This window comes from Lentibacillus kimchii, from assembly GCF_055381965.1.
The window spans coordinates 2,429,430-2,453,538 of record NZ_AP043934.1 but is presented as its reverse complement, the minus strand read 5'-3'; the positions used below and the strand labels follow the sequence as shown (position 1 = coordinate 2,453,538).

Genomic DNA, 24,109 nt, shown 5'->3' with positions numbered 1-24,109 from the left:
AAAACCGGGAAGTGACAGGCACCACAACGAAAGGACGGATAATGTGTCAGAGGTGAAGGATGAAATTAGGCTAAGAGGTCTTAAAGAAAATAACTTGAAAAATGTTGCTTTAAATATACCGAAAGAACAAATTACTCTGTTTACGGGTTTGTCTGGATCAGGGAAAAGCTCCGTTGTTTTTGATACATTAGCTGCCGAAAGCAGGCGACAAATGACGCTGAACTATCCGCTTTATATCAGAAATCGTATGCCAAAATACGAACGGCCTCAAGCCGATCTGATGCAAAATTTAAGTCCGTCGGTTGTCGTGGAGCAGCGATCTGTCGGCGGCAATTCCCGCTCAACGGTGGGCACCTATATGGATATCAGTCCCTTAATCCGGCTTCTGTTCTCCCGTATCGGCGAGCCAGCAGTCGGCAAGGCGACAGATTTTTCGAGTCAGAGTTCGTTCGGCAGCTGCCCGGAATGCGGTGGTTTTGGCAGAGTTATTGCACCAGACCCCGATAAGCTGCTCGATTATAATAAATCACTCCGGGGCTATGCAGTGCAATTCAAACCCTTATCACCGGCAGGCTGGCAGGGCTGGTGGATGGTGACCGGCGGCTTATTCGATCCGGATAAGCCAATCAAGGACTATTCCGAGGATACGTTCAACTTATTAGTCTACGGGCCCCCGGAAGGTGAACGCGTTTTTGCGCCGTTTCATACCAAACATGGTTCTCAGGATCATGAGTGGGACGGGCTATTACCCCGGTTCAGGCGTCTGTATATCAACCGGGACGTCTCAAAGCTGGCACAGATATCCCAGGATGATGTCTTAGCCATGTCGAGTCATTCTTTATGCCCGACATGTCAGGGGTCAGGTCTCAATCCAGAGGTATTGAAATGCCGGATTAATGGCTTTAATATTGCCGAATACAATCAATTGGAACTGACCGAACTCAAGACAGAACTGGCGAAAATCAACGATCCGCTGGGTGAATCAATCGCGCAGCAGATCATTCCCCAGGTTAAACAGCTCATTGACATGGGACTCGGCTATTTGAGTCTGTCACGGCAAATGGGCACCCTGTCCGGCGGCGAAGCACAAAGGGTCAAAATCGCCCGTCATTTAGGGAGCAGTCTCAATAATATCACCTACATTTTCGACGAACCGAGTGCCGGTCTCCATCCCGATGAAGTGGCGATGCTCATCCAAATGCTGCAGAGCCTTAAAGCGCAGCATAATACCGTCATTGTCATCGAACATGATCTGTCAGTCATTAAAGAAGCGGATGTCATCATCGAAATGGGTCCGGGCGCCGGTTCAGCTGGCGGGGAGGTTGTCTTCCAGGGGGCATTAGAAGGCCTCGAAAACTCGAGAGCCGCAACATCCCTGAACCATGAGCTCAGCATCAACAAGCAGCCAAGGGCTATCAATGATTATTTCACCTTGGAAAACGTTAATCATCATAACCTGAAACAGATAAACATCTCGATTCCCAAAAATGTTCTGGTCTCGGTTTGCGGGGTATCTGGTTCAGGTAAAAGTTCCTTAATGCTGGAGGCTTTCCCGGAGACGCATCCTGAAACCATTATGGTATCCCAGAGCAGCATCGGTATCTCTGACCGGTCGACACTGGCTACGTATATGGGGATCATGGATGATATTCGTGCCATGTTTGCCAAAGCAACAGGCCAGCCAGCAGGCTTGTTCAGTTTCAACTCCTCAGGCGCATGTCCTGTCTGCAAGGGCAAAGGTGTCACAACCCCAGATGTCGCCTTTGCTGATCCTGTAACCATAGCCTGTGAAGCATGCGGCGGCACGCGTTATTCAGAAGAGGCACTGTCCTATCGGTATGGCGGTAAAAATATCGTGGAGATGCTGGAACTAACGATCGATGAGGCCATGAATTATTTTGAAACACCCAAGCTCACGAAACGTGTGAACACGCTCAAAGACGTCGGACTAGGCTATCTGACGTTAGGGCAAACGACGCGTTCTCTAAGCGGCGGTGAAGTGCAGCGTCTGAAACTGGCCAGTCATTTGAAAAAAGAAGGCCAGGTCTATCTGCTGGACGAGCCATCATTGGGACTGCACATGGATGATAACGCCCAGCTTTTAGAGGTCTTTCAAAATCTGGTGAACAAAGGCAATTCGGTTGTCATCATTGAACATAATCTGGACTTTATAGCGGCGAGCGACTGGGTCATCGAACTCGGTCCAGAAGGCGGCAAAAAAGGCGGTCATCTCATATTCGAAGGCACACCAGAAGAGATGCTGCATGCCGAAACACCAACAGCCAAATGGCTTAAAGATGAAGCCCAGGACCATTAACGGTGAAGGATTCTAGAACCTCCTCCACTTACCGGAGAGGGAGATGTATTGCTTAAATGAACTGGCCTTTTAGCCGCGATTGGCATTGAATAGGTACCGAGCCAAATGAAATAAGATATAATTATGTTATGCTGGAAGTTACAATAGATCGGCTTCATATGAGGGGGTGGCGTCCCTTATTCCTTACTTGGAGCTCCCCAAGGAGGGAGGTGGCGCCCATCGATGTAGCAGATGCCTTGGCCTTAATGGTCTCGTTCGGTGCTTTGGTAGCGCTGATTATGTCCGATCATAAATAACCCCTCATATGCCTGGAGAGCGTAAGGGGTTATCTTCCCAGCGCCGCCCCCTTTTGGTGGGGTTCGGTCTATTGAGCCGCAGACACTGTAACGTCTGCGGTTTTTAGTGTATGATCTTCTATATAGGAGTATACTTGATTTTCTCTGTCATGAAAAGGGGAGGCAGGGACAATATAAGTAGTTCACTTACTGTGGAGAAAATATAAAATATAACCATAAATACCACACCAAATAACATTCAAATGGGTGTGGTATTTTTTACTGTCATATCAATGTTTTGATTGTAGTCACACTCGTTTTAACATACAAATTCGCACCATTTTTAGCATAATGACAATAAATAGTGTCATCCTGTTATTTTGTCTTCTATTTACTATGTTAAAACAACTGTGAATTACTGTGTCAATTCGTATGTGATTTATCCACTGTTTTTTTAATTTGTAAAAATTTTTCTGTCATCTGTCATCATTTTTTTAATCCATATGTTAAAATGCAGGAAAATAACATAAATACTGAAAAGATTTAATTAGTGTTGCTTACAGTGCAACAAACGGGCCATTATGTTGAATAAAATAAATACCAAAAGGGATTGAGTAGCATGATGGTTTTAGCACCTTTTCTAGTGGCAGTTTTAATTGGAAGCGTTATATTGTTGATTACTTGGTGGTTTAAAAAAATGGATTTCTCTTTGTTTATACGCACCATACCTGCAGTTTTAACAACAATAGCCGTCATTGTTCTCTTTTACATTGGTTTTGTAAGCGTTAAATCAACCATATTTGCCTCAGTTTTAATAATAGTCAATTTATTTATATTCTTCTTCCCATTTTAATGGGTGAATTTTTATAAAGATTGTTCAAGAAAAGGGCGCGCTTCCGGAACAGTTTTGCTCCTGAAGCGGGACATTTTATTGAATAAGAATTTAAAATATAAAAGCCTGTTACATTCGAAAGGCTTTTGCAGATGTTTTTTATTTAACATTCCATTCAATAGTCCATTGTCCTGCTTTATCTAAAATTGCATCTGTATTAAAACTTACATGAAAACCAGATTGGCGTTTAGGTTTGAATTCAGGGATAGTGATTTTTTGTGTTCCAACGTATTTATTTTTGCTTACCCTTTCGATCCCTGAAGCATGCCCATGTACTCGTTTATCTCCAATATAGACATCTGGACTTTCGATTAACTCTCCTATTGAAGTCTTATTTAATTTTTTACAAGTTGTATCACATGTGACACTGTAATGTACTGCAATTGCGTTTCCATCGTCTTTAATGGAATATTCATTAACAGTCAGCGTTATATCTCCGTCTTTCGCTGATCTGTTCACAGGTATTTTTTCTTCAGCTGAAACAGAATTGACACCAACGAATAAACAAAATAACAATATAATCACGCTGAACTTTATCGGTAGATAATTCATTTTAATACGCCCCTTATTTTAGATTTACTTATAAGGTGTACCATTTTTAATGGGTGTATTCACCAATACGAACCAGCTAATAGCAGAAAGGACTATGCCATTAACGGGCGCGCGCGACAAGTTCCGCTATAAACGCTTTGAGGCGTGAACATGCGGGGAATTTTATTAAATTCTAACGTTACAACGAAGGATGGGAATGATGGAACCATGTTTCCTGAAACCATCCCGTCAACAAATCCTGCATGCGTCAAGGCTGACAGGCTTTGGGGTATGAAGCACAGGTGATTCGGCTGAACGAAGGCTGGAGCCACTCTTTTTTTAGAGAAAGGTATGCCAACGGATAGGCCGCACGGCTGAGAAACTGGATATGGTGAGAATGTTCTTTGGGAAAGGAACTGACAAACTTCCGAATGTACGGGTCTAGAGTTAAAACATAGGGAAACTTATGTGTCATCCAACGATGACGTGAGTGGTGTAGAGTAAAAATGCGCCCTCTGAAATACGCTATACTGAACAAAGGCGGTATCCAGCTCACAGGCTTAAAGGAAGCACCTACGTCCAGTATGGATAGCTACGTTGTAAGGGACTTGGGAAGCAAGGGACGTTGAAACAAGGACTGTCATCCGAAACGGTACTATAAGGCATATGCTGAAGGGTATTTATCCTTGTGAAGGTAGGGGTACGACCTGTGAATCTTCTGTAATGGAAGTGGAGGAACAGCCCCAAGTCTAGCGAATGGAACGATGGTTTTCCAAGCGTTTATCGCACCGATCGGGTAGGAACGTGGGATTTTCCACAGTGCGAGCTTCCAGGCAAGAGTTTTCTGTTTGGGCGATAGTTTTCCTCTTGTTTGAAGTTAACGAGGAACTTATCATTTATTACATATCGTTAGATGGAGCGTGGAGTGCGGGGAAACCTGCATGCTCCATGTGGAGCAGGGGAAAAGCTGGAGATAACTTCAAAGGCTTACCTATTGCTAACTATTCCTGAATAAATTTAAAAGCAGACTCTCAGTTGATTGGAGTGAAAGGCGGCGACTCCTGCGGGAATAGCATGAGCTGAAGACCCCGCAACGAAGCGTAGCGAAGTGAGGAGGCTGAAGCCATGCCCGCGGAAAGCGTCCGCCTGGAACGGAAATCAACGGGGGATACGCTATTCCTTTATTGGGCACAGTCGCGGAATAAAATACCGCGTCCCGAGTTGTCGAAACGGGCCATTTTGTTGAACAAAATACTATTTTAAAAAAAAGCAGGAGTGATTTTATGAAGTGTGATGCCTGTGGCAGAGAAATTAAACCAAATGAATTTATGGCAGTATTAGCGAAGTTTCCTGAAAAAGACCATGTTGGAAGGACAGATGCGATTATCAAAAAATGGGTCAAAACCACTGATGGAGCAATTTATTGCAAGGAGTGTTTTGAAAATAAATTTGGGTCAGATTAAGCTATCGGGCGCGTTTGTGGCATAACAGTGTTAATATATTATAAAAATCGCTCAATTGATTTGAGCGATTTTTTTCGTTTTAAATGCATACTAAAACGGGCGTCATTTCGGGTGTTAATAACATTGTTATTTGTCCTGATAAAACACCTGTTAAAATAGTAAGATTTTAAGCGTTAATTGCTTTGTTATTTTGCTTTTTCTCCACCAAAAGTGAACTACTTAAGGGACAATAGGGGTTTTTACACATACGTTAAAGGAAGTGAGAGAAGCTTGGAAAGTCCTTTATTACTACAAACCATAGCTTCCATTGGAGAGGCTATTCAGCATGAGCGCGTTTCTGTCGCTGAAATAGCAGATGAAGCTTTGAAACAGATTGAGAGGTTGAACTCACGTTTGAATGCTGTCATCACCACTCATCCAAACGTACGCGAGCAGGCGGAAAAGTACCTTTTTGATTAACGCTTGCATTTGACGGTTTCATGCCCACAATACCGCAAAAAGCAGCTGGCACACGGACGGACCCGCTTGTGTCGGTTCCAAGCGCTCCCAAGCACACCCATGGATGTGTGACAAAATAAAGATTTAAGACGTATTAACTTTAAAGCTGAAGATAGCTCAGATTGAGCGGAGGAAAAGACGGCGACTCCAGCGGGAGCAAAGGCATAGGTGAGACCCCGGAGTGCGAACGCACTTCGGAGGCTCACCAGCCGCCCGCGGAAAGCGGCGTCTATTTCCGAAGCGGGCTTATGCTCTAACCACTTGATCCAGCTAATTTTGTCCTATTTTTCATTTCGCCCCTCGTTTACTTACTCAATATTCATGGACTTTTTGTAACCTTTGAGATAAGGCATTTCAGACGGTGATCCTCTGTCGAAAGAACTCATCACACGGTGCCATAACGGATAAAATGGTTCCGGCCGGGTGACCGATTCAATTTTGTCATGCTCGTCCTCAGTTAAAACCATCTCAAACGAATTGATATTTTCGCGGAGCTGGTCTTCATTACGTGCTGCGATAACGACCGGGCCAACATTCGGACGGTCTTTTACCCAGGCAAGTGCTATTTGCGGAACGGTTGCGCCTCGCGCGTCCGCCACTTCCTGAAGGGCATCAATGACGTTATACAATCGTTCATTATCCATAACCCATGGTTCAGGCCATCCAGCACCTTGTCGTGTATTCTCCGGAGCCGTTTGCCCGCGGCTGATTTTACCGTTAAGAAGCCCTTCACCCAGCGGACTCCATATCATGGAACCCATTCCAAGTTCGCCAGCCGCTGGCAGCAGTTCGTATTCGGCTTCGCGTGCTTCTGGTGTATAATAAATCTGTTGGCAAACAGGCGGGATATAGCCAGCCTGTTCAGCAAGCGTATAGGTCCGTGCCAATGCCCATCCACTGTAATTCGAAACGCCCCAGTAACGGATTTTGCCGGATTTGACTAAGTCCGTCATCACTGCGATCGTTTCTTCAACCGGCGTACGCCCGTCCCATAAATGCACAAAATACAAATCAAGATAGTCCGTGCCGAGGCGCTTGAGGGATGCTTCAATCGACTTTTCGATATTCAGCCGTGAAGCGCCGCGCGCATTCGGATTATCGCCTAACTGGAATCCTGTCTTGGATGTCAAGAGAACCTCATCTCGGCGATCCTTAATAGCGGAACCCAGCACTTTCTCGGCATCACCATGGGAATACAGATTGGCCGTGTCAAACATGTTGATCCCAGCATCAAGACTCATATCCACCATTTTAGTTGCCTCTTTGACATCGACGTCTCCCATAGCTTCAAATCCATTTGTTCCACTAAAAGGAAGCGTCCCTAAAATGTATTTTGGAACACGCAGGCCAGACGTGCCTAAATAAATATAGTCCATTTAAAAACCTCCTTCCTGCTCTATGTTATGTGTGTACACTAATTGCATCCGAAGATTTCGCAGCCGGTTACTTTTTTGTTTATACTGCTGCATTTCTGGAGAAAGTAGGAGAATCGAACATCAGCTGTAAAAGAAGAGGTTATGTGATGAAAAAACTGTTGCACTCAAAGATGTTTTGGGTGGTTTTACTTGTAATTATTATATTATTTTCTGTTTTGCTGTATAACCAATTGAAGCCGCTTCCTGCAGGGATCTCTTACGAAAGTGATGTCTATCATTCCGACATTGAGTTCCTTAGAGATTTAACCTATCAAACCAAAACGGGGGAGGTGAAGCATGATCGTGAAATCTTTCCTGACATTTTTCGTATGGTCGAGAAAGCAGAAGATGTTATTGTGCTGGACATGTTTTTGTTTAACGGCTACACCAATGAATCACGAGATTTCCCCAAGTTAAGTGAGAAACTGACGACTAAACTCATTAAGCAGAAAAGAAAACATCCAGATTTGCAGGTTGTGTTTATCACGGATCCGGTTAATAATGGCTATCAGTCCTATAGCAATAAAAACATAAAAAAACTGCAAAAACATGATGTGGAAGTCGTTACAGCGAACTTGGATAAGCTTAGGGACTCCAATCCTGTCTATTCAGCGATCTGGCGGACGTTTTTCCGCTGGTTTGGCCAAGGGGGCAAAGGCTGGCTGCCTAATCCGCTGGGAACGAATGCTCCTAAAGTGACAGCGCGCTCCTATTTAGAGGCTTTTAATATGAAGGCGAACCATCGAAAAATGATCGCTACAGAAAATGCAGCGATCATTACATCAGCCAATTCACATGATGCAAGCGGGTTCTTTGTAGATATTGCGTTTAAAGTAACGGGGGATATTGTTCACGAGATCGTGAAAGCAGAGCAAGCCGTACTCGATTACTCTGACAGTGAAACGGATATAAAGCCGGCGAAACATAATAACCAGGCTGCATCGCGTACAGCCGCTGCCCAGTATTTGACGGAAGGAAAAGTGTCTGAACATGTTCTCAAGGAAATTAATCTGACCAGTAAGGGCGATGACATCTGGCTTGGTATGTTTTATCTCGGCAATCGTCAGATGATTCAGGCGTTACAGGATGCGGCGGAGCGAGGCGTCACTATTAAAATGATTCTGGATCCAAATAAAGGCGCTTTTGGCCATCATAATATTGGACTGCCTAATTTACCTGTGGCATCTGAATTAAAGAGCAAGGATCATGTGTCGATCAGGTGGTATGATTCAGCCAAGGACCAGTTTCACGGAAAATTGCTGTATATCAAAGAAGGAACGGAGGCCGTACTGATTGGCGGAGCGGCCAATTACACAACCAGAAATCTCGCTAATTATAATCTGGAAAACGCCATTAAAATTCAAGGGTCGCAGGATGAGCAAGTCATAAAAGACGTCGAACATTATTTTCTGAGGTTATGGCATAATCAGGAGGGCACTTTCACAGCTGATTATGATAAATTCCAGGATCGCAAAACACCGTTTAGAAAAGTGGTCTACTGGATACAGAAAATAACGGGATTCACAACATATTAACAATAAAACATTACATGTGAAAATCATGTTGTGATAAGATTAAAATAGTTGAAATTTATTAAACAAACAGGCATATGTTGCAGAAACAGGCGTAAGGAGAGATGAAATGCCAACTTGTGAAAATTGCCATAATACATGGAGTTGGAAGCAGACTATGAAAAAAATGTTTACTTTGGACCCTGGCATGAACTGTCCCTATTGTGGAGAAAGGCAATATCAGACACGGAAATCAAAAAATAAAGCAGGTTTTTTAAACGCTTTTGTTTTCTTACCAATATTTTTAAATATCTTTTTTGATATCCCAGCAGCGATTTTGATAAGTTTATTTCTCGTTTTAACTTCCTTAGTTATATCGCTTCACCCAGTTGTAATGCATTTAAGTAATAAAGAAGAATATTCTTTCTGAGTATAGCGTTTTATTCTTCAAGAATAGGGAGCGATTGTGTGACTAATTAGGCAAGCTTTTTATTTTAGGCTCTTCAACAAAATCCATGATTGATATTAAGGAATCAATATGGCGCAAGACTAGCCCGCGGAAAGCGACGTGTTTTTCCGCAGCGGACTTAATTTACGATCAGATCATGATTCACTTGCTTGGCTCTCCTGAGAACAGTTGTTACAGGAAAAAATAAAAGAGGCTGCCATTAAGGCAACCTCTTTTGAGAACGAGCGAACCTTACTGGTCGCACTTAATTAATTACCAGCGTCCTCCGAAATTTCCTGGGCCATAAGGTGTGGGGTAATAGTGGGGATAGCCACCGTAGTTGCCGTAGCCACCATAACCACCATAGTTGCCATAGCCGCCATAGCCACCATAATTACCATAGTTGCCGTAGTTACCGTAGCCACCATAACCTGGGCCAGGACCGTAGTAAGGATTGAAATTTCCATAGAAACCTTGCCCGCCATAGTATCCTTGGCCGCCATATGGGGGATAGCCATAATTGTTGTAACGACGATGATTTGAGAAAGCCAATTGATTCACTCCCTTCATAAAGTCTTAAGATATGGTACGTGGAAAATACATAATGGAAACGGCATCTATCAGGGGTGCTTATAAGAAAAAAGAGATTGCCTTGATGGCAACCTCTTTCGCTTTAAGTCGGATATATTATCCCTTGTTTTACGATACGTTTGATGTTGTTAGGGGATTCCAGCGATCGATCAGGGATTTGATCTTTGGATAAAGGAATAGGAAAAGGATTCCGGTCAGTCCCCCGCGGATCAGGTTGAAAGGCAACACCCCAATAACCGCCAGTTTCATACGAGCTGCTGCTGAAAATGACGGAAAATCAAGAAAGACTGTGTACAATGGCAGAAGGATCAAGTAGTTCAGAAATGCCATCATGACCGACGATAGAGCAATCCCGATTAAAAGACCAGACGCAAGCCCTTTTTTAGTACGGACTTTGTTGGCTACGAAAGCAACAGGCAGCACTAAAAACAGCCCCGTCACAAAGTTTGACGCCTCTCCCAAGGGGACACCAAATGAACTGCCGGTAATGAAATAATGCAGTAAATTTTTTAAGGCCTCGACAATGATACCGCCAACCGGGCCAAAAATAATGGCGCCGATCAATACCGGAATCTCACTAAAGTCCATTTTCAAAAATGGTGGGAGACCTGGTAATGGAAAATTGAGCAGCATTAATAAAAATGCTAACGCACTGAGCATTGCTAGAGCCACCATGCGAAAAACACGGCTCCTGGTTTGCATAAGAAATCTCTCCTCTGGCCGATCCACCCCGATTTCCAATGCAGCGCCATTGTACAAAATGAAAACCCCGAAGCAGGCAGCTCCGGGGTGATACATGCACAAATTCATCCGACAATTAACTGCGGACATTATGCGCCTACATCTTCTCCCATCCGGACTATACCGTCGGCTCCGGAATTTCACCGAATCAGTCGATACTCATGGTATCGAGTCGCGGGCTTTACCGCCGGTCAGGAATTTCACCCTGCCCCGAAGATGAATCGTTTATAATTTTAACTAAAGCAATTATACATCCTAAATCGCCTATTGTCCAGTTTTCATCCATATTGTTTTTGAAACAATTAATAATTAGCGTGATTAAATAGACATTGTATATCTGGAAAAGATACCAATTTAGATTTACCTGTTCGGACGCCATCCGCCGAAGATGATTCACTCGGGGATTTTGAACGACCAGAAATCGCAAAGATGATTGACAAGGAACCGATTCGCTCGGGAAATCGAACCCAAGAGATTCATCATAATCCGATAGAAGGAACGTGGGTATTAGAGGAATTTTCCGATGAAGGTGAAAGAAAACTGCCAGTAAACGGACTTATATTTGGCAGCAGCAATAGGGATACTTATACGATTAAAGAGAACGATCCCCTGTCCGCTCGCGTTCAATGTGAATGGGAATTGAAAGTTGGACGTGACGATTGGATGACGACACTTGAGTCGTATAGTGACATGACCTGTGATGAAACGAACTTTTATTTAACGAATACCATGACCGCTTATGAAAATGGCTCGCAAATTTTTGAGAAAACGTGGAACAAGGAAATACCACGGGATCATATTTAATGGCCTAGAAGCGTTAGGATGACGGAAGCTGTCAAAAGGTTTTATCACCCATTTAATGGAAATAACCCACTTTTGTATTAATGGGTTATTTGTATCTATTTTTTCCGTATGGTATTAAACGACCAGAACCGGGTACGAAAATGAGGTAGACAATGCGGCCTCTCAAAAGCCTGAAAAGGAAAAAGCAGTGAATGCCCAAAATAGTACGAATACACCATTATTTATTGTCATTGGCATAGGCATTATTGCAGCAGTCCTCATTTTCTTTTTCATCAGAAGAAGAAAACAAAATAGCTAACTAAGAAGCCAAGGCGTCATACCAGGTTATGACGCCTTTTTTAGTTCGACAAAAATCGAGCGATTACGGGTGGTGACAGGCACCTCCCCAAAAAACAGCCCCCAAAAAACAAGAAATCAAAAAAAGGCGTTGCATTTTTGATGTGCACCTCATATACTGTACTATAACAAATTAATAATTATAAATCTGTTGTATAAAAGAAGGGGGCTGAGGTGAATGACAATGGCTAAATGTCCTGATTGTGGCGGGGATGTCCAAAGCCAGGCGTATTTGCAGGAATGTGACTATTGTTTATCAAAGAAAGAAGCTTAATTTTTTTGCATGTATTGTTATATAACAATAAATTATTTTAAAGTCAGTACTATAACAGGTTGGAGGGACCGGTATATGTTTATCAAGCATGATCAAGTGCGTGTGCATGGGGATTTACAGGAACGGTATGATGAGGTGTTGACGGAAGGAGCTTTGAGTTTTCTTACCAAATTGCATAAAAGGTTCGATGCCAAGAGAAACGCGTTACTGCTGGAGCGAAGCAAGCAACAAGAAGCTATCAATCAAGGGGAACGCTTGGACTTTTTACCTGGAACGACTCACGTGCGGGAGGGTGACTGGACCATTGCGGATATGCCGGAAGAGCTGCATGACCGCCGTGTCGAAATCACCGGATCGGTTGACCGCAAAATGGTTATCAACGCGCTCAATTCCGGAGCTAAAAAGTTTATGGCTGATTTTGAAGATGCAACATCCCCTGTATGGGAAAATCTCATCGATGGTCATATCAATTTAAAAGATGCCATTAGAAGACAAATCGATTTTGTAGGACATAACGGAAAAGCGTATCAGCTCAATGATGACCCTGCTGTACTAATGGTAAGGCCACGTGGCTGGCATATGGATGAGAAGCATATAACGGTTGGGGGCGAGCCGATCTCAGCGTCCCTGGCTGATTTCGGTCTATACTTTTTCCATAATGCCCAGGAATTGATGGAACGTGGCTCGGGGCCCTATTTTTACTTGCCTAAGCTGGAAAGTCATCAGGAAGCTCGTTTATGGAATGATGTGTTTATATTTGCGCAGGAGGAACTTGGGATACCGTATGGCACCATCAAAGCAACTGTACTAATTGAAACCATTACAGCAGCCTTCGAGATGGATGAGATTTTATATGAACTTCGTGATCATTCGGCCGGTCTTAATTGCGGCCGATGGGATTATATCTTTAGTTTCATCAAGAAATTCAAGCACTATGATGATGCCCTTTTACCTGACCGGGCAACGGTAACCATGGAGGTTCCTTTCATGCATGCTTATTCACTGCTGGCTATCCAGACATGTCATAAGCGGAATGCGCCGGCTATTGGCGGGATGGCCGCCCATATACCCGTCAAAAATGACCCGGAAGCCAATAGCGCTGCCTTTGCCAAAGTCCGCGCTGACAAAGAGAGAGAGGTCAGAGACGGCCATGATGGTACATGGATTGCCCATCCGGGCATGGCTGAGCTTGTCAGAGATGTTTTTGACAGCGGAATGGGAAGTGCGAACCAGATACACAGGAAACGAGAGGATATTCAGGTTTCCCGTGAGGATCTTTTGGAGGTCCCGTCAGGTAAGATTACGGAGCAGGGTTTGTATACGAATGTAACAGCAGGCATCCACTATATGGCATCGTGGCTGGGTGGACGCGGCGCCGTTCCGATAAATCACTTGATGGAGGATGCCGCAACAGCTGAAATATCACGTGCCCAGGTATGGCAGTGGATACAGCATCCGAGGGGGATTCTTGAGGATGGGCGCAAGGTTACCAGGGAATTGGTTGGAACCATGATTGATCAGGAAATGGGTTCAATGCACCCGGAGGCGGCTGCATTGTTCCGTCGAATGGTTAGTGAGGAAACGTTTCCTGAATTTTTGACCTTGCCAGCGTATGATCAATTAATCGAGGGGGAAACAGCTAATGGGTAAACAAATGCGTGTGGAACAAGTCCAAAATGAATGGGTCATGAATTCGCGGTGGGATGGTATTGAGCGGCCCTATAGCGCGGAAGATGTTATTCGTTTGCGCGGATCGATTGATATTGACTACACACTCGCTAATAAAGGTGCACAGAAATTCTGGCAGCTTCTGAAAAGCAACCATTATGTTCATGCACTTGGTGCACTGACGGGCAATCAGGCAGTTCAACAAGTCAAAGCAGGTTTACAGGCCATTTATTTAAGCGGCTGGCAGGTCGCTGCAGATGCCAACCTTGCCGGGCAAATGTATCCGGATCAAAGTCTTTATCCGGCTAACAGCGTCCCGGAGGTTGCTAAACGGATGAATAAGGCATTGCAGCGTGCAGATCAGATTCATTATGCGGAAGGGGATGAAAGCATTGATTGGTATGCCCCCATTGTCGCCGATGCCGAAGCCGGCTTCGGTGGACAGCTGAATGTGTTCGAGTTAATGAAGGCCATGATTGAGGCAGGTGCATCCGCCGTCCACTTTGAAGATCAGCAATCATCGGAAAAGAAATGCGGTCATTTAGGCGGAAAAGTTCTACTGCCAACACAAACGGCTGTTCGCAATCTGATTTCAGCCCGTTTAGCGGCAGATGTGATGGGAACACCGACCATTATTATTGCCAGGACAGATGCCAATGCAGCCGATATGATGACCAGTGACATTGATCCATATGATGAACCGTTTTTGACTGGTGAACGTACGGCAGAAGGATTTTTCCGTACGACAGCTGGCATTGATCAGGCTATTGCACGCGGATTGGCTTATGCGCCTTATGCGGATATGCTCTGGTGCGAAACGTCCAAACCTGACTTGGAAGAAGCACGGCGATTCGCTAATGCCATACATGAAAAATATCCGGATAAACTGCTGGCTTACAATTGTTCCCCGTCATTTAACTGGAAGCAGGCGTTAACTGAGCAGGAAATGGCGGATTTTCAGAAAGAGCTGGCTGATATGGGGTATAAATTCCAATTCGTCACACTTGCAGGCTTCCATGCGGTGAATCACAGCATGTTTGAACTTGCCAGAAAATATAAGGATAACGGCATGGCGGCTTATTCTGAATTGCAGCAAGCAGAATTCGCAAATGAGGCATTCGGTTACAGTGCCACAAAACATCAGCGTGAAGTCGGCACAGGTTACTTTGATGACGTCGCTTCCGTTATTTCAGAAGGGACATCGTCCACCGGTGCCCTGGCAGGGTCAACAGAGGCTGACCAATTTTCTGGTTGAATATGGCGTGAAGGAAGTCTGACGTAAGGTATGAAAGGCTTATCCGTAAAACAGGAACAACAAAAACGCGGGCGCTAAGTCATCTTCAGGAATAGCGCCCGCGTATTATATGGGGATGCTGGAGCCAAATGAAAGTCACCAATTCCAAAAGCGATGTCTATTTCCGGCATTTGTGACTGAACTGCCCAAAAGGACTTGATTCAATCAGGATAAAGTGGTATTTTAAATTAAAATAAGTCCGACTATTTCAAATAATTGTTCAGACGTAATGCTGACGGAAAAAATTTAAAAGAGGGGTCCAATTGCTGTTAAATCAAGAGGTACCACGTGACGAGCGAACTAATTTTTTTATTTATATATTTAGCCGTGTCTCGCTGAATATTGGGGACAGCATCTATAATTTTGCTATCAGTTTTTTTATTCTTTATGAAACGGGATCTTCATTAGACTTTTCGATTAATATTGTGATTTCAACCGTTGTTGCTTTAATTTTTCTGCCGCTTTCAGGTGTGATAGCGGATATGGGAAATAAGCGGGCTATCATATTAATTGGTGAATTTATCGATCCGTTGATATTAACAGGTCTATTCCTATATACATATCAGTTTGGCTTCAGCTTGGGGGCCATTTATCTGACTACAGCGATTATGACGGTGACGAGTGCTTTCGCCATGAATGCTTTTCAGACCTCTATCACGGAATTATTTCATAAAAGCCGCGTCCAAAAGGTGTTAGGTTATACATCGAGTTTTATAAACGCATCCGGCATGATTGGTCCTGTTGCAGGGGGCATGCTGTCTGGTCTTTTCAGTTTTGAATGGATTGTTCTCGGTTTTGCCTTTTTGGGTTTCATTTCTGCTGTTATGGACTTCTTTCTAAAATTTGACTTATATCATGATGAAAATGACTATGCTGAGCAGTCTGAAGAAGATCAGGGGGGGTTCAAAAAGCTGCGAAAGGACTTGAAAATAGGGCTGGATTTTGTTTTAAATCATAGCGTGTTTCGGCCGCTTATTCTGTATTTAATGGTTATTAATTTTGTTGGAGCAAGTTTAAGTATATTGCCCTCAAAAATGCTGGTGGATGCATTAAACTTTGATTCGACTGTTGTTGGACTGTTATATACGGCGTTCACCAGTGGCGCTGTTATAGCGGGTGTCGTTGTTGGAAACATGAAGAATTGGAAAAATCCACTCCTCGTGTCCAAGCGGGCCAGTATTATCACTGGCATTATGGTTACGTTGCTGATTATCCCCATCTATATGGGCGGCAGTGATATATGGAAAATCCTAATAATTGCGATTCTTTTCATCGCCGTTAACATGGCTGTTGACTTTATAAATATACCTGTCAGCACTTTTTATCAGCAAACCATTCCCCAGCATATAAAGGGAAGGATTATTTCCATGATCACTATCTTTTCGATGTGCATTATGCCAATGGGGACTGTCCTTTATGGATTTCTATACGATTTAAACAGTTATATTTGGATTAACCTGGCATCAGGTGTTGGAATGGTCATAGCAACATTTTTTCTATTCAAACCGAAAGTTATCAGTGAATCTAAAAGAATGACTGAAGCTATAAGAGAAGAGACGGAAGAAGAAGTGGGAAATTGAATAGAGGAGAGGGGATGCGAATGATGAATCAAACAGAAGATAGGGAGAAGGAAAACAAGATGAATTATTCCTGTCATTGATTTGAAATTTTTAACCATTATCTCCTCCGGTCTTTGGCTTCATGCCACACCATCTATCATCTAAATTTTGGAGGCTATATTATGAACTATCGTCACCTTGGAAACAGTGGTCTAAAGGTCAGTGAAATAGGCCTGGGAAGCTGGTTAACTCATAATGAAACAGAAAGCATTCACCGGGCATACGACTTAGGAATCAACTTTTTTGATACAGCTAATGAGTATGGCCAGGGCGAAGCTGAGCGCGTTTTGGGCAAGGCATTGCACAGGTATCCGAGGGAGTCGTATGTACTGGCAACAAAAGCTTATTTTCCAATGGGGGACGGACCGAATGACCGCGGGCTTTCCCGAAAACATATTATCGAACAGTGCAATGCGAGCTTGAAAAGGCTTGGGGTCGATTATATTGACTTATACCAATGCCACAGATTTGATAAGGAAACACCTACAGAAGAGACGCTGCTTGCTCTGGAAGATCTTGTTCGCCAGGGTAAGATTCTTTATTATGGTGTCAGTCAATGGAGTGCCGCACAGATTACAGATGCGGTACATATAACAAACGAACGCAATCTTCATCCCATCGTTTCAAATCAGCCCGTTTATAATATGATTGTCCGGCAGATCGAAAGTGAGATTGTACCTGTAAGCAAGAAACATGGTATGGGTCAGATTGTCTTTTCCCCACTTGCACAAGGTGTTTTGACTGGAAAGTATAAGCCAGACGAGGACCTTCCTCCTCAAAGCCGGGCAGGAAAGGGTCAGATTAACTATTTGATGAAAAGCTATCTGGATAATAATGTGCTGAAGCAAGTGGCTAAATTGGAGGACGTAGCAGGTGAATTAAACATCGGTTTGTCACAGCTGGCCCTTGCCTGGATTTTGCGGCAGCCTGGCATTAGTTCTGCCATTGTCGGTGCAAGCAACAAGCATCAGCTTGAGGAAAATATAAAAGCAAGCGAGATAGAATTAACGCATGATGTTATCGAAGAAATTGAACCGATTTTAACCGAAATTGACAGAGTGCTGCCGCCTTGGTCTGAAAACGACTGAGATCTAAGAGGCCGCTGCCGTTTAAATACAGCTGGATGCATGGTCGCACAAGCTAAACAGCAGCCATTGAAGTTAACTTAAAAACGATAACAGTGTTTGTATCGTGCCATTTTCATACATAATAAAGGCACCTAATACAATATAAACCGTTGCTGTAATCCATCTGCTGAACCGCTCCATAACCTGGCCAACGCCGGGAATAGCCGTTAATTGTTTAGCCGTAAACATAAGCGCAAAAATAAGCACAATAAAAACGATCAGGGTCACGATGAGTTCATTGAGATCTAATGTAACGAAATAGGGCGCGAATAAGCCGATGTTATCAGCGCCGCAGCTCGCTATCGTTACGAAAGCAACCGTTCTGGTTAATTGGCTCAGGCCTTTTTGATCTAACTGCTTCTCAACTTCTTCCTCATCGTCATCGCCGAATATAGCTATTCTCAGACCGAAATAGAGAGGGACCAACCCTAGTAAACCAAGCAGCCATTTTTCAGGAATGAAATTTAACACATAGGCTAAAAACAAGCTAATGGCGATTAACGTTACAGAACCGATAAATTGGCCTATATAAATATCCCGGTATTGCTTTTTTGTGTGAGCTTGTGCGAAAAACAGCAGTAATATAACGAGTAAATCGGAAGCCGTTGCCGTATAGATGATGATGGCTGCAATAATAACTTGGAACATCATGATCAGCCTTTCTATTTCAGACTTTCAGGTATCATATGTAAATGACAAAAGCCCGGAACAGGAAATGAACCGGGCTTAAAAAGGAGGCTGTTGAGCTAATCCGTCATGAATTTTTTGGCAACAGTTTTCATTGGCTTTTGACTGACGTTTGATTCAACGACGAACAGGACGGTCGGGTCATTTTTATTAACAAATTTTACAGCATTTTTAATCTGGGATGGCGTGCCATTATCTTCTGTATCAATTTCCCATATAAAACCTTCTTTTAAATCCATAACGCTCAGTCAAATATTGATAAGCTCTTTCACTTGCCATAAAGACGCGATCTTCTTCAGGGATATCATTGATCTTGTTCTCGTATTCCTGATCAATACCTTCGAGTTCCCCTATATAGTCTTCTGCGTTTTTCTTATAAACGTCTTCATGATCTGGATCCACGCCGGAATCGCCGTTGCTGCTGCCCGCCGAATAATTCACCGATTTGTTGTTTTTTATAATCACTGAGGCCGACTTCTTCCAGACACCCTTCAGCCAGTTGTTTATCTGCTTTTTTGAGAAGATGAAATACACCCAGTTTAGGATACCTTCCCAGCAGGACGGTGTCGCGAACGTTAATCGGGAAGTCCCAATCGATATCAGTCTTAATATAATCACTTAATCTTATTTTGTCAAAAAAGTACAGTCCATCTTTAATGCTTGCCTTTCAAATTGCTCATTTATTTGATAGAGATATTAATGATGTTTTCCAATACCATTCAGAAGAGGGGAGTTTAGATGATTAAGTGGTTGGCCATTGTCATATTAGTATGGATTCTGTATCAATATGAAAAACGCTTTATGTTACAGGAAGGTCATGACGAAAGAGGGAAGATGATTCTTTACAAGTCCCGTTCAAGAACGTTTACATATGTTTTAGTTGGATGGACAGTTGTTTATTTCATAAATCAATTCTATCACTTGACCTATGCCCAATTTAGAGATGCTATAGCTATCATCATAGCAGGAGTCCTATTCGTTCAATTCATTTATTTGTTTATCTACTGCCGTCAATACTGACGACGCATTTATTTGCGCGTCACGTGTGGTGATTTTTGCTCGTTCCGGCGATCACTATCAAAAGCCGTTGTGGCGCAATCCCGCCAACAAGGAAAGCGCCTGTTTATCGTAGTTATTGTTTGCTTTGACCATCTCCTGATCCCTTTTCGCTGTTTTTTGTTTCGTTTTTCGACTCATCCCAATGCTGGGTGTCATCATGATCGTCAAACTCAATAATAACATCCGTTATCCTTTTTTCATCCAATATTTTCTTTTCAATATTATCGTGAATCTGGTCAGCTTCTGCTATGGTCATATCGGACTCAAGTTCTATCTTCAATTCAGCATGGAGTTCGTTACCTTCCTGCATGACCGCCAGCTTGCGAATGTCTTTGACTTTTGGCTCTTCATACACATACTCGCCAACTTTTTTGACCATATCTTGATCGGCAGCACCTAAGGCCCCTGCGGCATTATCGAGAAAAATTCGCCCGACAACCAGAAACAGCATGAGTCCAATAACAACAGAAGCATAACCTTCAGCCGATTGGAACGGCGTATAGGCGCCAATAAAAATCGCAATGATCGCAATAAACGCGCCGCTGGTAGCTACAGCGTCCTCCAAAAATACGAGCTTGGTTGCCGGATTTGCTTTACCTACGTTTTTAAAACTTTCCGATATTATGTTGAATCCTTTGATATCTTCGCCACCTAGATCTGCGGTGATTTCTTTCATTGATTTAAACCAGACAAACCCCTCGAGAATCATGGCTATCCCAAGAACACTGACGTTCAGCCAAAGCCATTCATTGGACTCAGGGGGCGCTATGATACGGTTGATCCCTTTCTTTATGGTTTCATATGCAAGAACCCCCACGATAAGAACAGCACCGAGCAATACCAGATTAACCAGGCGTGCAAAACCTTCAGGGAAACGGTCGGTAGGCGGTTTATTGCTTAACGCTGATCCGATATAGACAAAGGCTTGATTCACTGTATCGCCAATGCTGTGCATCAATTCAGCAAACATAGCCACATTGCCCGTGATGAAGAAAACAACGCCTTTTGTTATCGCAACCACTGCATTAATAATACTTGCCCATAATGAGGACATGGACCCTTGCTTGAGTAATCGAAAAAGTTCTTTCATGTTTTGCTCCTTTTGCATTAAAAAATATAAAGCCATTTATAGTATGCCACGATAATGCTATGCTACTCATGCTGTTATAGAGCCAGCTGTTTTTGCGGGGGCTGCTGTCAGACAGTGACACATTTAAAGAACTGGTGAGACACGTTTGATGTGACATCACCATGATTTTTAGTAAAATAGCTGTGGAATGAATTATTAAAAACGAAAGGACTGAGTGACTATTGTCAGTTAAATGGGAACCCGCACGGACATATGATGAGATTGTGTATGAGAAATCAGAGGAAGGGATTGCCAAAATCACGATCAATCGTCCCCACAAACACAATGCGTTTACGCCAAAAACAATTGACGAGCTGCTTGATGCGTTTACTGATGCCCGGAATGACGGCAGAGTTGGGGTCATTATTTTAACCGGCATGGGCGATAAAGCATTCTGCTCCGGCGGTGATCAGATGGTCCGCGGCGATGGCGGCTATGTCGGAGGCGACCAAGTACCAAGACTGAACTTGCTTGATCTGCAGCGTCTGATGCGCGTCACGCCAAAACCGATTATTGCGATGGTGGCCGGCTATGCTATTGGCGGCGGCCACGGTCTTCACGTTATCTCTGATTTGACGATTGCTGCGGACAACGCCATTTTCGGTCAGACAGAAAGTAAAGTAGGCAGTGTTGATGCTGGTTATGGACAAGGCTTCCTGGCCGAAATTGTAGGTCAAAAGAAAGCCCGTGAAATTTACTACCTGAGTGAGCAGTACACAGCTGAAGAAGCGGACAAGATGGGTCTTGTCAACAAGGTAGTCCCGCTGGAGCAGCTGGAGGACGCAACCATTGATTGGGCGCAGAAACTCGTCGCGAAAAGCCCGACAGCCCTGCGCCTGATGAAAGCATCCTTCAACGCTGATACAGATGGACTCGCTGGTCTGCAGCAATTAGGCGGCGATGCAACATTGCTGTATTACAGGACGGAAGAATCAAAAGAAGGCCGCGATGCTTTCAAAGAAAAACGCGAACCCGACTTTTCCCAATTCCCGCGTTTCCCATAAGCATACGGCTGCCCGAGCGAAGCGGATCGAGCGCGGCGAAAAATCGATCGAGGAGCGCACTGAAACGACCGAGCGCAACGAAAAATCGATCGAGGAGACGATAAAAATTTAATCAAATTATCACGTTCGGCAGGAATTTTGCAGAAATAAGTCGAATAAGTATAAAGCAACGACATGACAGACGATTGTTATACTGTAATAGCTGAAGCAAACATACAATGGTTTAAGCATAATGGTAGCTTTATAGAATGATGAGCGGGACAATAAATCGTACAAGAAAGGGTGATAAGATGACGGCTGAGGTAAAGGATAACCGTGCTGTAACACAGGATATGATTGAACGTTTCACAGATGATTTCCGGAGTAATCCGCAACACAAAGTCTTAATGAACGCGATCAAACAAAATGGCATCAATGCGGTCGCTATGGATCAGGATGCTGAAGTTAACATGCAGCAGACGTTTTCACATGAGATTAAGTCCGATAAAATAACGGACCAAAAACAAAGCGGACGCTGCTGGATGTTTGCCGGTCTGAACACATTACGGCATGAAGTAGCTAACAATTGCAACTTGAAATCATTTGAGCTATCGGAAAACTATCTGACTTTCTGGGATAAATTTGAAAAAGCCAATTATCTTCTGGAAAGTATTTTGGACACACTTGATGAGCCATTAGACAGCAGAATTGTCCAATGGCTGTTAATGGATCCTATCCAGGATGGCGGTCAATGGGATATGTTCACCAGCCTGGTTGATAAGTATGGTGTGATGCCGAAATACGTCATGCCCGAGACGTATCATAGCAGCCGTTCGGGTGCTATGAATGAGCTGGTAACTCAGAAACTTCGGGAAGACGCGGCCAAACTGCGCAAACAATATCAGGAAGAGGGCGTCTCCCCAGAATCGCTGCGGGACCAAAAGCCGGCCCTGTTAAATGAAATCTTTCGGATGCTGGCGCATTTTCTCGGAGAGCCACCTAAGCGGTTTGATTTTGAATACCGTGATAAGGATGAGACGTTCCATCGTGATACGAACATCACACCGCAAGAGTTCTATCAAAAGTATGTAACAATTAATCTGCATGACTATGTCAGTCTGATTAATGCGCCGACCGAGGATAAGCCTTTTGGGCGTACGTTCACGGTCAAATATCTGGGTAACGTCAGCGGCGGCCAGGATGTCTTTTATTTGAACGTCCCGATGGAAACGCTGAAAGAAGCCACGAAACAGCAAATTGAAAACAATGAGCCTGTATGGTTCGGCTGTGATGTGACGAAAATGCTGAACAGCAAAAGCGGCATTCTGGACACGGCTATGTACGATTATGAATCAGCGCTTGATGTCAGCATGAATCTTACCAAGGCAGAGCAACTGGATTATGGCAATAGCCAAATGACCCATGCGATGGTGCTCCAAGGCGTTAATATCGCCGAGGACGGCAACCCTAATCGCTGGAAAGTGGAAAACAGCTGGGGCGAAAAGCCAGGCAAGGATGGCTATTTTGTGATGAGTGACGACTGGTTTAACGAATTTATGTACCAGGTCGTTGTTCGAAAAGATTACCTCCCAGAGGAATTGCAAACAGCCCTGAACCAGGAACCTATCGCACTGGAACCATGGGATCCAATGGGGTCACTGGCTTAATTTAATCACATTGGCAGTATAAAGAAGCATGAGGAGCGATTCCTCATGCTTCTTTTAGAAAATAGGCCAAGACATAATCCTGCTTTTATTAAAATGATTAAGATTCAGCATCATTTGGCTGATAGACCATTTCTGTTTGGTCGTGCTTTGTGAAAAGGTTCCAATAGGCTTCAGCAATCCAGTCTGGGTCGAAAAATGTGCCTGCTTTCACGGCACTGCCTATCGTAACAGTCCCCACATAAATGCCATCATTTAAAGATGGTTATTCAATTATTGCTATGTGGAATTGGGAAAGAGGAAATTATTTTTAAAAGATTAATTCAACAAACGAGCCATTTTGCGGAATAATTGTATGTTAAAATTTAGTTAAAAAGGGATGATTTTAATGGGACAAAAAAACTTTTCGAGAATAATTTGGGTAATATTATCCTTAATTGTTGTTGCTGGAGTGTTTCTCGTCTGGCACACTATCGTTCACAACCTATTGTTATCCTGCATAATAACTGCGCTTGTAATTTATGGACTAACTAAAACAAATTTAATAAAATACAACCTTTTATTATTTAAAAATTAACCCTGACGGGCGCAATTGTCATGTAACGTGGGCCAGGACTATATTGCAGTTAAGAAGGTGAAGTAACAAAATGAGAATAATTACAACTGTTATTTGGATGTTTCTCATTCTTTATTTACCTGAAGTGATTGGGTTAGATAAAAATATTTATTTCTATTTAATTGCTTTCCCAATATCCCTAATCGGAGTGTTTGTAATGCAACATC

The 24,109-nt window shown here is 43.4% G+C and carries 25 protein-coding genes, 1 pseudogene and 1 riboswitch; of the genes and pseudogenes, 14 read left to right on the top strand and 12 right to left on the bottom strand.

Annotation, left to right across the window (positions count from 1 at the left end):
* Positions 1-43 precede the first annotated feature (43 nt).
* Positions 44-2,317 (top strand): ATP-binding cassette domain-containing protein, encoded by a 2,274-nt coding sequence (locus ACZ444_RS12870; protein ID WP_382359403.1) that lies wholly within the window; start codon positions 44-46, stop codon positions 2,315-2,317.
* A gap of 854 nt (positions 2,318-3,171) precedes the next feature.
* Here the strand turns inward: ACZ444_RS12870 and ACZ444_RS12865 are convergent.
* Together ACZ444_RS12865 and ACZ444_RS12860 are read right to left on the bottom strand one after the other, a co-directional pair.
* Positions 3,172-3,348, bottom strand: a complete 177-nt coding sequence (locus tag ACZ444_RS12865; RefSeq protein ID WP_382359406.1) for a hypothetical protein — start codon at positions 3,346-3,348, stop codon at positions 3,172-3,174.
* A 235-nt stretch (positions 3,349-3,583) separates the two neighbouring features.
* Positions 3,584-4,036, bottom strand: coding sequence for a hypothetical protein (locus tag ACZ444_RS12860; protein ID WP_382359409.1), 453 nt, complete (start codon positions 4,034-4,036; stop codon positions 3,584-3,586).
* A 1,262-nt stretch (positions 4,037-5,298) separates the two neighbouring features.
* Here ACZ444_RS12860 and ACZ444_RS12855 point away from each other — a divergent pair.
* Positions 5,299-5,478 (top strand): hypothetical protein, encoded by a 180-nt coding sequence (locus tag ACZ444_RS12855; RefSeq protein ID WP_382359437.1) that lies wholly within the window; start codon positions 5,299-5,301, stop codon positions 5,476-5,478.
* A 270-nt stretch (positions 5,479-5,748) separates the two neighbouring features.
* Positions 5,749-5,937 (top strand): hypothetical protein, encoded by a 189-nt coding sequence (locus ACZ444_RS12850; protein ID WP_382359496.1) that lies wholly within the window; start codon positions 5,749-5,751, stop codon positions 5,935-5,937.
* Here ACZ444_RS12850 and ACZ444_RS12845 read toward each other — a convergent pair.
* Both ACZ444_RS12845 and ACZ444_RS12840 read right to left on the bottom strand, forming a co-directional pair.
* Positions 5,885-6,034 (bottom strand): amidase family protein, encoded by a 150-nt coding sequence (locus ACZ444_RS12845; RefSeq protein ID WP_382359440.1) that lies wholly within the window; start codon positions 6,032-6,034, stop codon positions 5,885-5,887. The genes ACZ444_RS12850 and ACZ444_RS12845 overlap by 53 nt on opposite strands.
* A gap of 250 nt (positions 6,035-6,284) precedes the next feature.
* Positions 6,285-7,352 carry an aldo/keto reductase gene (locus ACZ444_RS12840; RefSeq protein ID WP_382359443.1) on the bottom strand — a complete coding sequence of 356 codons (1,068 nt, stop codon included), beginning with the start codon at positions 7,350-7,352 and terminating at the stop codon, positions 6,285-6,287.
* 146 nt (positions 7,353-7,498) lie between these two features.
* Between ACZ444_RS12840 and ACZ444_RS12835 the strand changes: the two genes are divergently transcribed.
* Positions 7,499-8,926: a phospholipase D family protein gene (locus ACZ444_RS12835; protein ID WP_464433371.1), complete on the top strand. Its 1,428-nt coding sequence runs from the start codon at positions 7,499-7,501 to the stop codon at positions 8,924-8,926.
* Positions 8,927-9,080: 154 nt separating this feature from the next.
* Positions 9,081-9,332 (top strand): TIGR04104 family putative zinc finger protein, encoded by a 252-nt coding sequence (locus ACZ444_RS12830; RefSeq protein WP_464433369.1) that lies wholly within the window; start codon positions 9,081-9,083, stop codon positions 9,330-9,332.
* A gap of 291 nt (positions 9,333-9,623) precedes the next feature.
* On the opposite strand, the gene ACZ444_RS12825 is transcribed toward ACZ444_RS12830, so the two are convergent.
* Positions 9,624-9,902 carry a hypothetical protein gene (locus tag ACZ444_RS12825; protein ID WP_382359452.1) on the bottom strand — a complete coding sequence of 93 codons (279 nt, stop codon included), beginning with the start codon at positions 9,900-9,902 and terminating at the stop codon, positions 9,624-9,626.
* A 147-nt stretch (positions 9,903-10,049) separates the two neighbouring features.
* A complete protein-coding gene (locus ACZ444_RS12820; protein WP_382359487.1) occupies positions 10,050-10,643 on the bottom strand; it encodes an ECF transporter S component in 594 nt (197 codons plus the stop codon).
* Between the two features lie 136 nt (positions 10,644-10,779).
* Positions 10,780-10,904: riboswitch (FMN riboswitch) on the bottom strand.
* 207 nt (positions 10,905-11,111) lie between these two features.
* On the opposite strand from ACZ444_RS12820, the gene ACZ444_RS12815 reads away from it, so the two are divergent.
* From ACZ444_RS12815 to ACZ444_RS12790, 6 genes are all read left to right on the top strand, one after another.
* Entirely contained in the window at positions 11,112-11,486 is a 375-nt protein-coding gene (locus ACZ444_RS12815; protein WP_382359454.1) for a hypothetical protein, read from the top strand.
* A gap of 187 nt (positions 11,487-11,673) precedes the next feature.
* The gene (locus tag ACZ444_RS12810) at positions 11,674-11,784 is read left to right on the top strand and encodes an LPXTG cell wall anchor domain-containing protein (RefSeq protein WP_382359457.1); all 111 of its coding nucleotides are present in this window, start codon (positions 11,674-11,676) and stop codon (positions 11,782-11,784) included.
* A gap of 387 nt (positions 11,785-12,171) precedes the next feature.
* The gene (gene aceB / locus ACZ444_RS12805; protein WP_382359459.1) at positions 12,172-13,746 is read left to right on the top strand and encodes a malate synthase A; all 1,575 of its coding nucleotides are present in this window, start codon (positions 12,172-12,174) and stop codon (positions 13,744-13,746) included.
* A complete protein-coding gene (gene aceA / locus ACZ444_RS12800; protein WP_382359461.1) occupies positions 13,739-15,019 on the top strand; it encodes an isocitrate lyase in 1,281 nt (426 codons plus the stop codon). The genes aceB and aceA overlap by 8 nt, the downstream gene beginning before the upstream one ends.
* 302 nt (positions 15,020-15,321) lie before the next feature.
* On the top strand, positions 15,322-16,638 hold the full coding sequence (locus ACZ444_RS12795; protein WP_382359463.1) for an MFS transporter: 1,317 nt from the start codon (positions 15,322-15,324) through the stop codon (positions 16,636-16,638).
* A gap of 161 nt (positions 16,639-16,799) precedes the next feature.
* Complete coding sequence (locus ACZ444_RS12790) at positions 16,800-17,765, top strand: aldo/keto reductase family protein (protein ID WP_382359465.1); 966 nt, start codon at positions 16,800-16,802, stop codon at positions 17,763-17,765.
* Positions 17,766-17,837: 72 nt separating this feature from the next.
* Here ACZ444_RS12790 and ACZ444_RS12785 read toward each other — a convergent pair whose 3' ends face one another.
* The 4 genes and pseudogenes from ACZ444_RS12785 to ACZ444_RS12770 all read right to left on the bottom strand — a co-directional run.
* Entirely contained in the window at positions 17,838-18,452 is a 615-nt protein-coding gene (locus tag ACZ444_RS12785) for a CadD family cadmium resistance transporter (protein ID WP_382359490.1), read from the bottom strand.
* 98 nt (positions 18,453-18,550) lie between these two features.
* Positions 18,551-18,730 (bottom strand): hypothetical protein, encoded by a 180-nt coding sequence (locus ACZ444_RS12780; protein WP_382359467.1) that lies wholly within the window; start codon positions 18,728-18,730, stop codon positions 18,551-18,553.
* A complete protein-coding gene (locus ACZ444_RS12775; RefSeq protein ID WP_464433839.1) occupies positions 18,696-18,893 on the bottom strand; it encodes a metal ABC transporter substrate-binding protein in 198 nt (65 codons plus the stop codon). Before ACZ444_RS12775 ends, ACZ444_RS12780 begins: the two co-directional genes overlap by 35 nt.
* Before the next feature lie 4 nt (positions 18,894-18,897).
* Positions 18,898-19,098 (bottom strand): annotated as a pseudogene (locus ACZ444_RS12770) (metal ABC transporter ATP-binding protein); the annotation flags it as partial.
* Between the two features lie 131 nt (positions 19,099-19,229).
* Between ACZ444_RS12770 and ACZ444_RS12765 the strand changes: the two are divergent.
* Entirely contained in the window at positions 19,230-19,511 is a 282-nt protein-coding gene (locus tag ACZ444_RS12765; protein WP_382359473.1) for a hypothetical protein, read from the top strand.
* A 112-nt stretch (positions 19,512-19,623) separates the two neighbouring features.
* Here ACZ444_RS12765 and ACZ444_RS12760 read toward each other — a convergent pair whose 3' ends face one another.
* Positions 19,624-20,640: a cation diffusion facilitator family transporter gene (locus ACZ444_RS12760; protein WP_382359476.1), complete on the bottom strand. Its 1,017-nt coding sequence runs from the start codon at positions 20,638-20,640 to the stop codon at positions 19,624-19,626.
* A 221-nt stretch (positions 20,641-20,861) separates the two neighbouring features.
* On the opposite strand from ACZ444_RS12760, the gene menB reads away from it, so the two are divergent.
* Positions 20,862-21,683 (top strand): 1,4-dihydroxy-2-naphthoyl-CoA synthase, encoded by an 822-nt coding sequence (gene menB / locus ACZ444_RS12755; RefSeq protein WP_382359479.1) that lies wholly within the window; start codon positions 20,862-20,864, stop codon positions 21,681-21,683.
* 290 nt (positions 21,684-21,973) lie between these two features.
* Positions 21,974-23,329, top strand: coding sequence for a C1 family peptidase (locus ACZ444_RS12750; RefSeq protein ID WP_382359493.1), 1,356 nt, complete (start codon positions 21,974-21,976; stop codon positions 23,327-23,329).
* Between the two features lie 97 nt (positions 23,330-23,426).
* Here ACZ444_RS12750 and ACZ444_RS12745 read toward each other — a convergent pair whose 3' ends face one another.
* Complete coding sequence (locus ACZ444_RS12745) at positions 23,427-23,567, bottom strand: hypothetical protein (RefSeq protein ID WP_382359482.1); 141 nt, start codon at positions 23,565-23,567, stop codon at positions 23,427-23,429.
* Between the last annotated feature and the right edge of the window lie 542 nt (positions 23,568-24,109).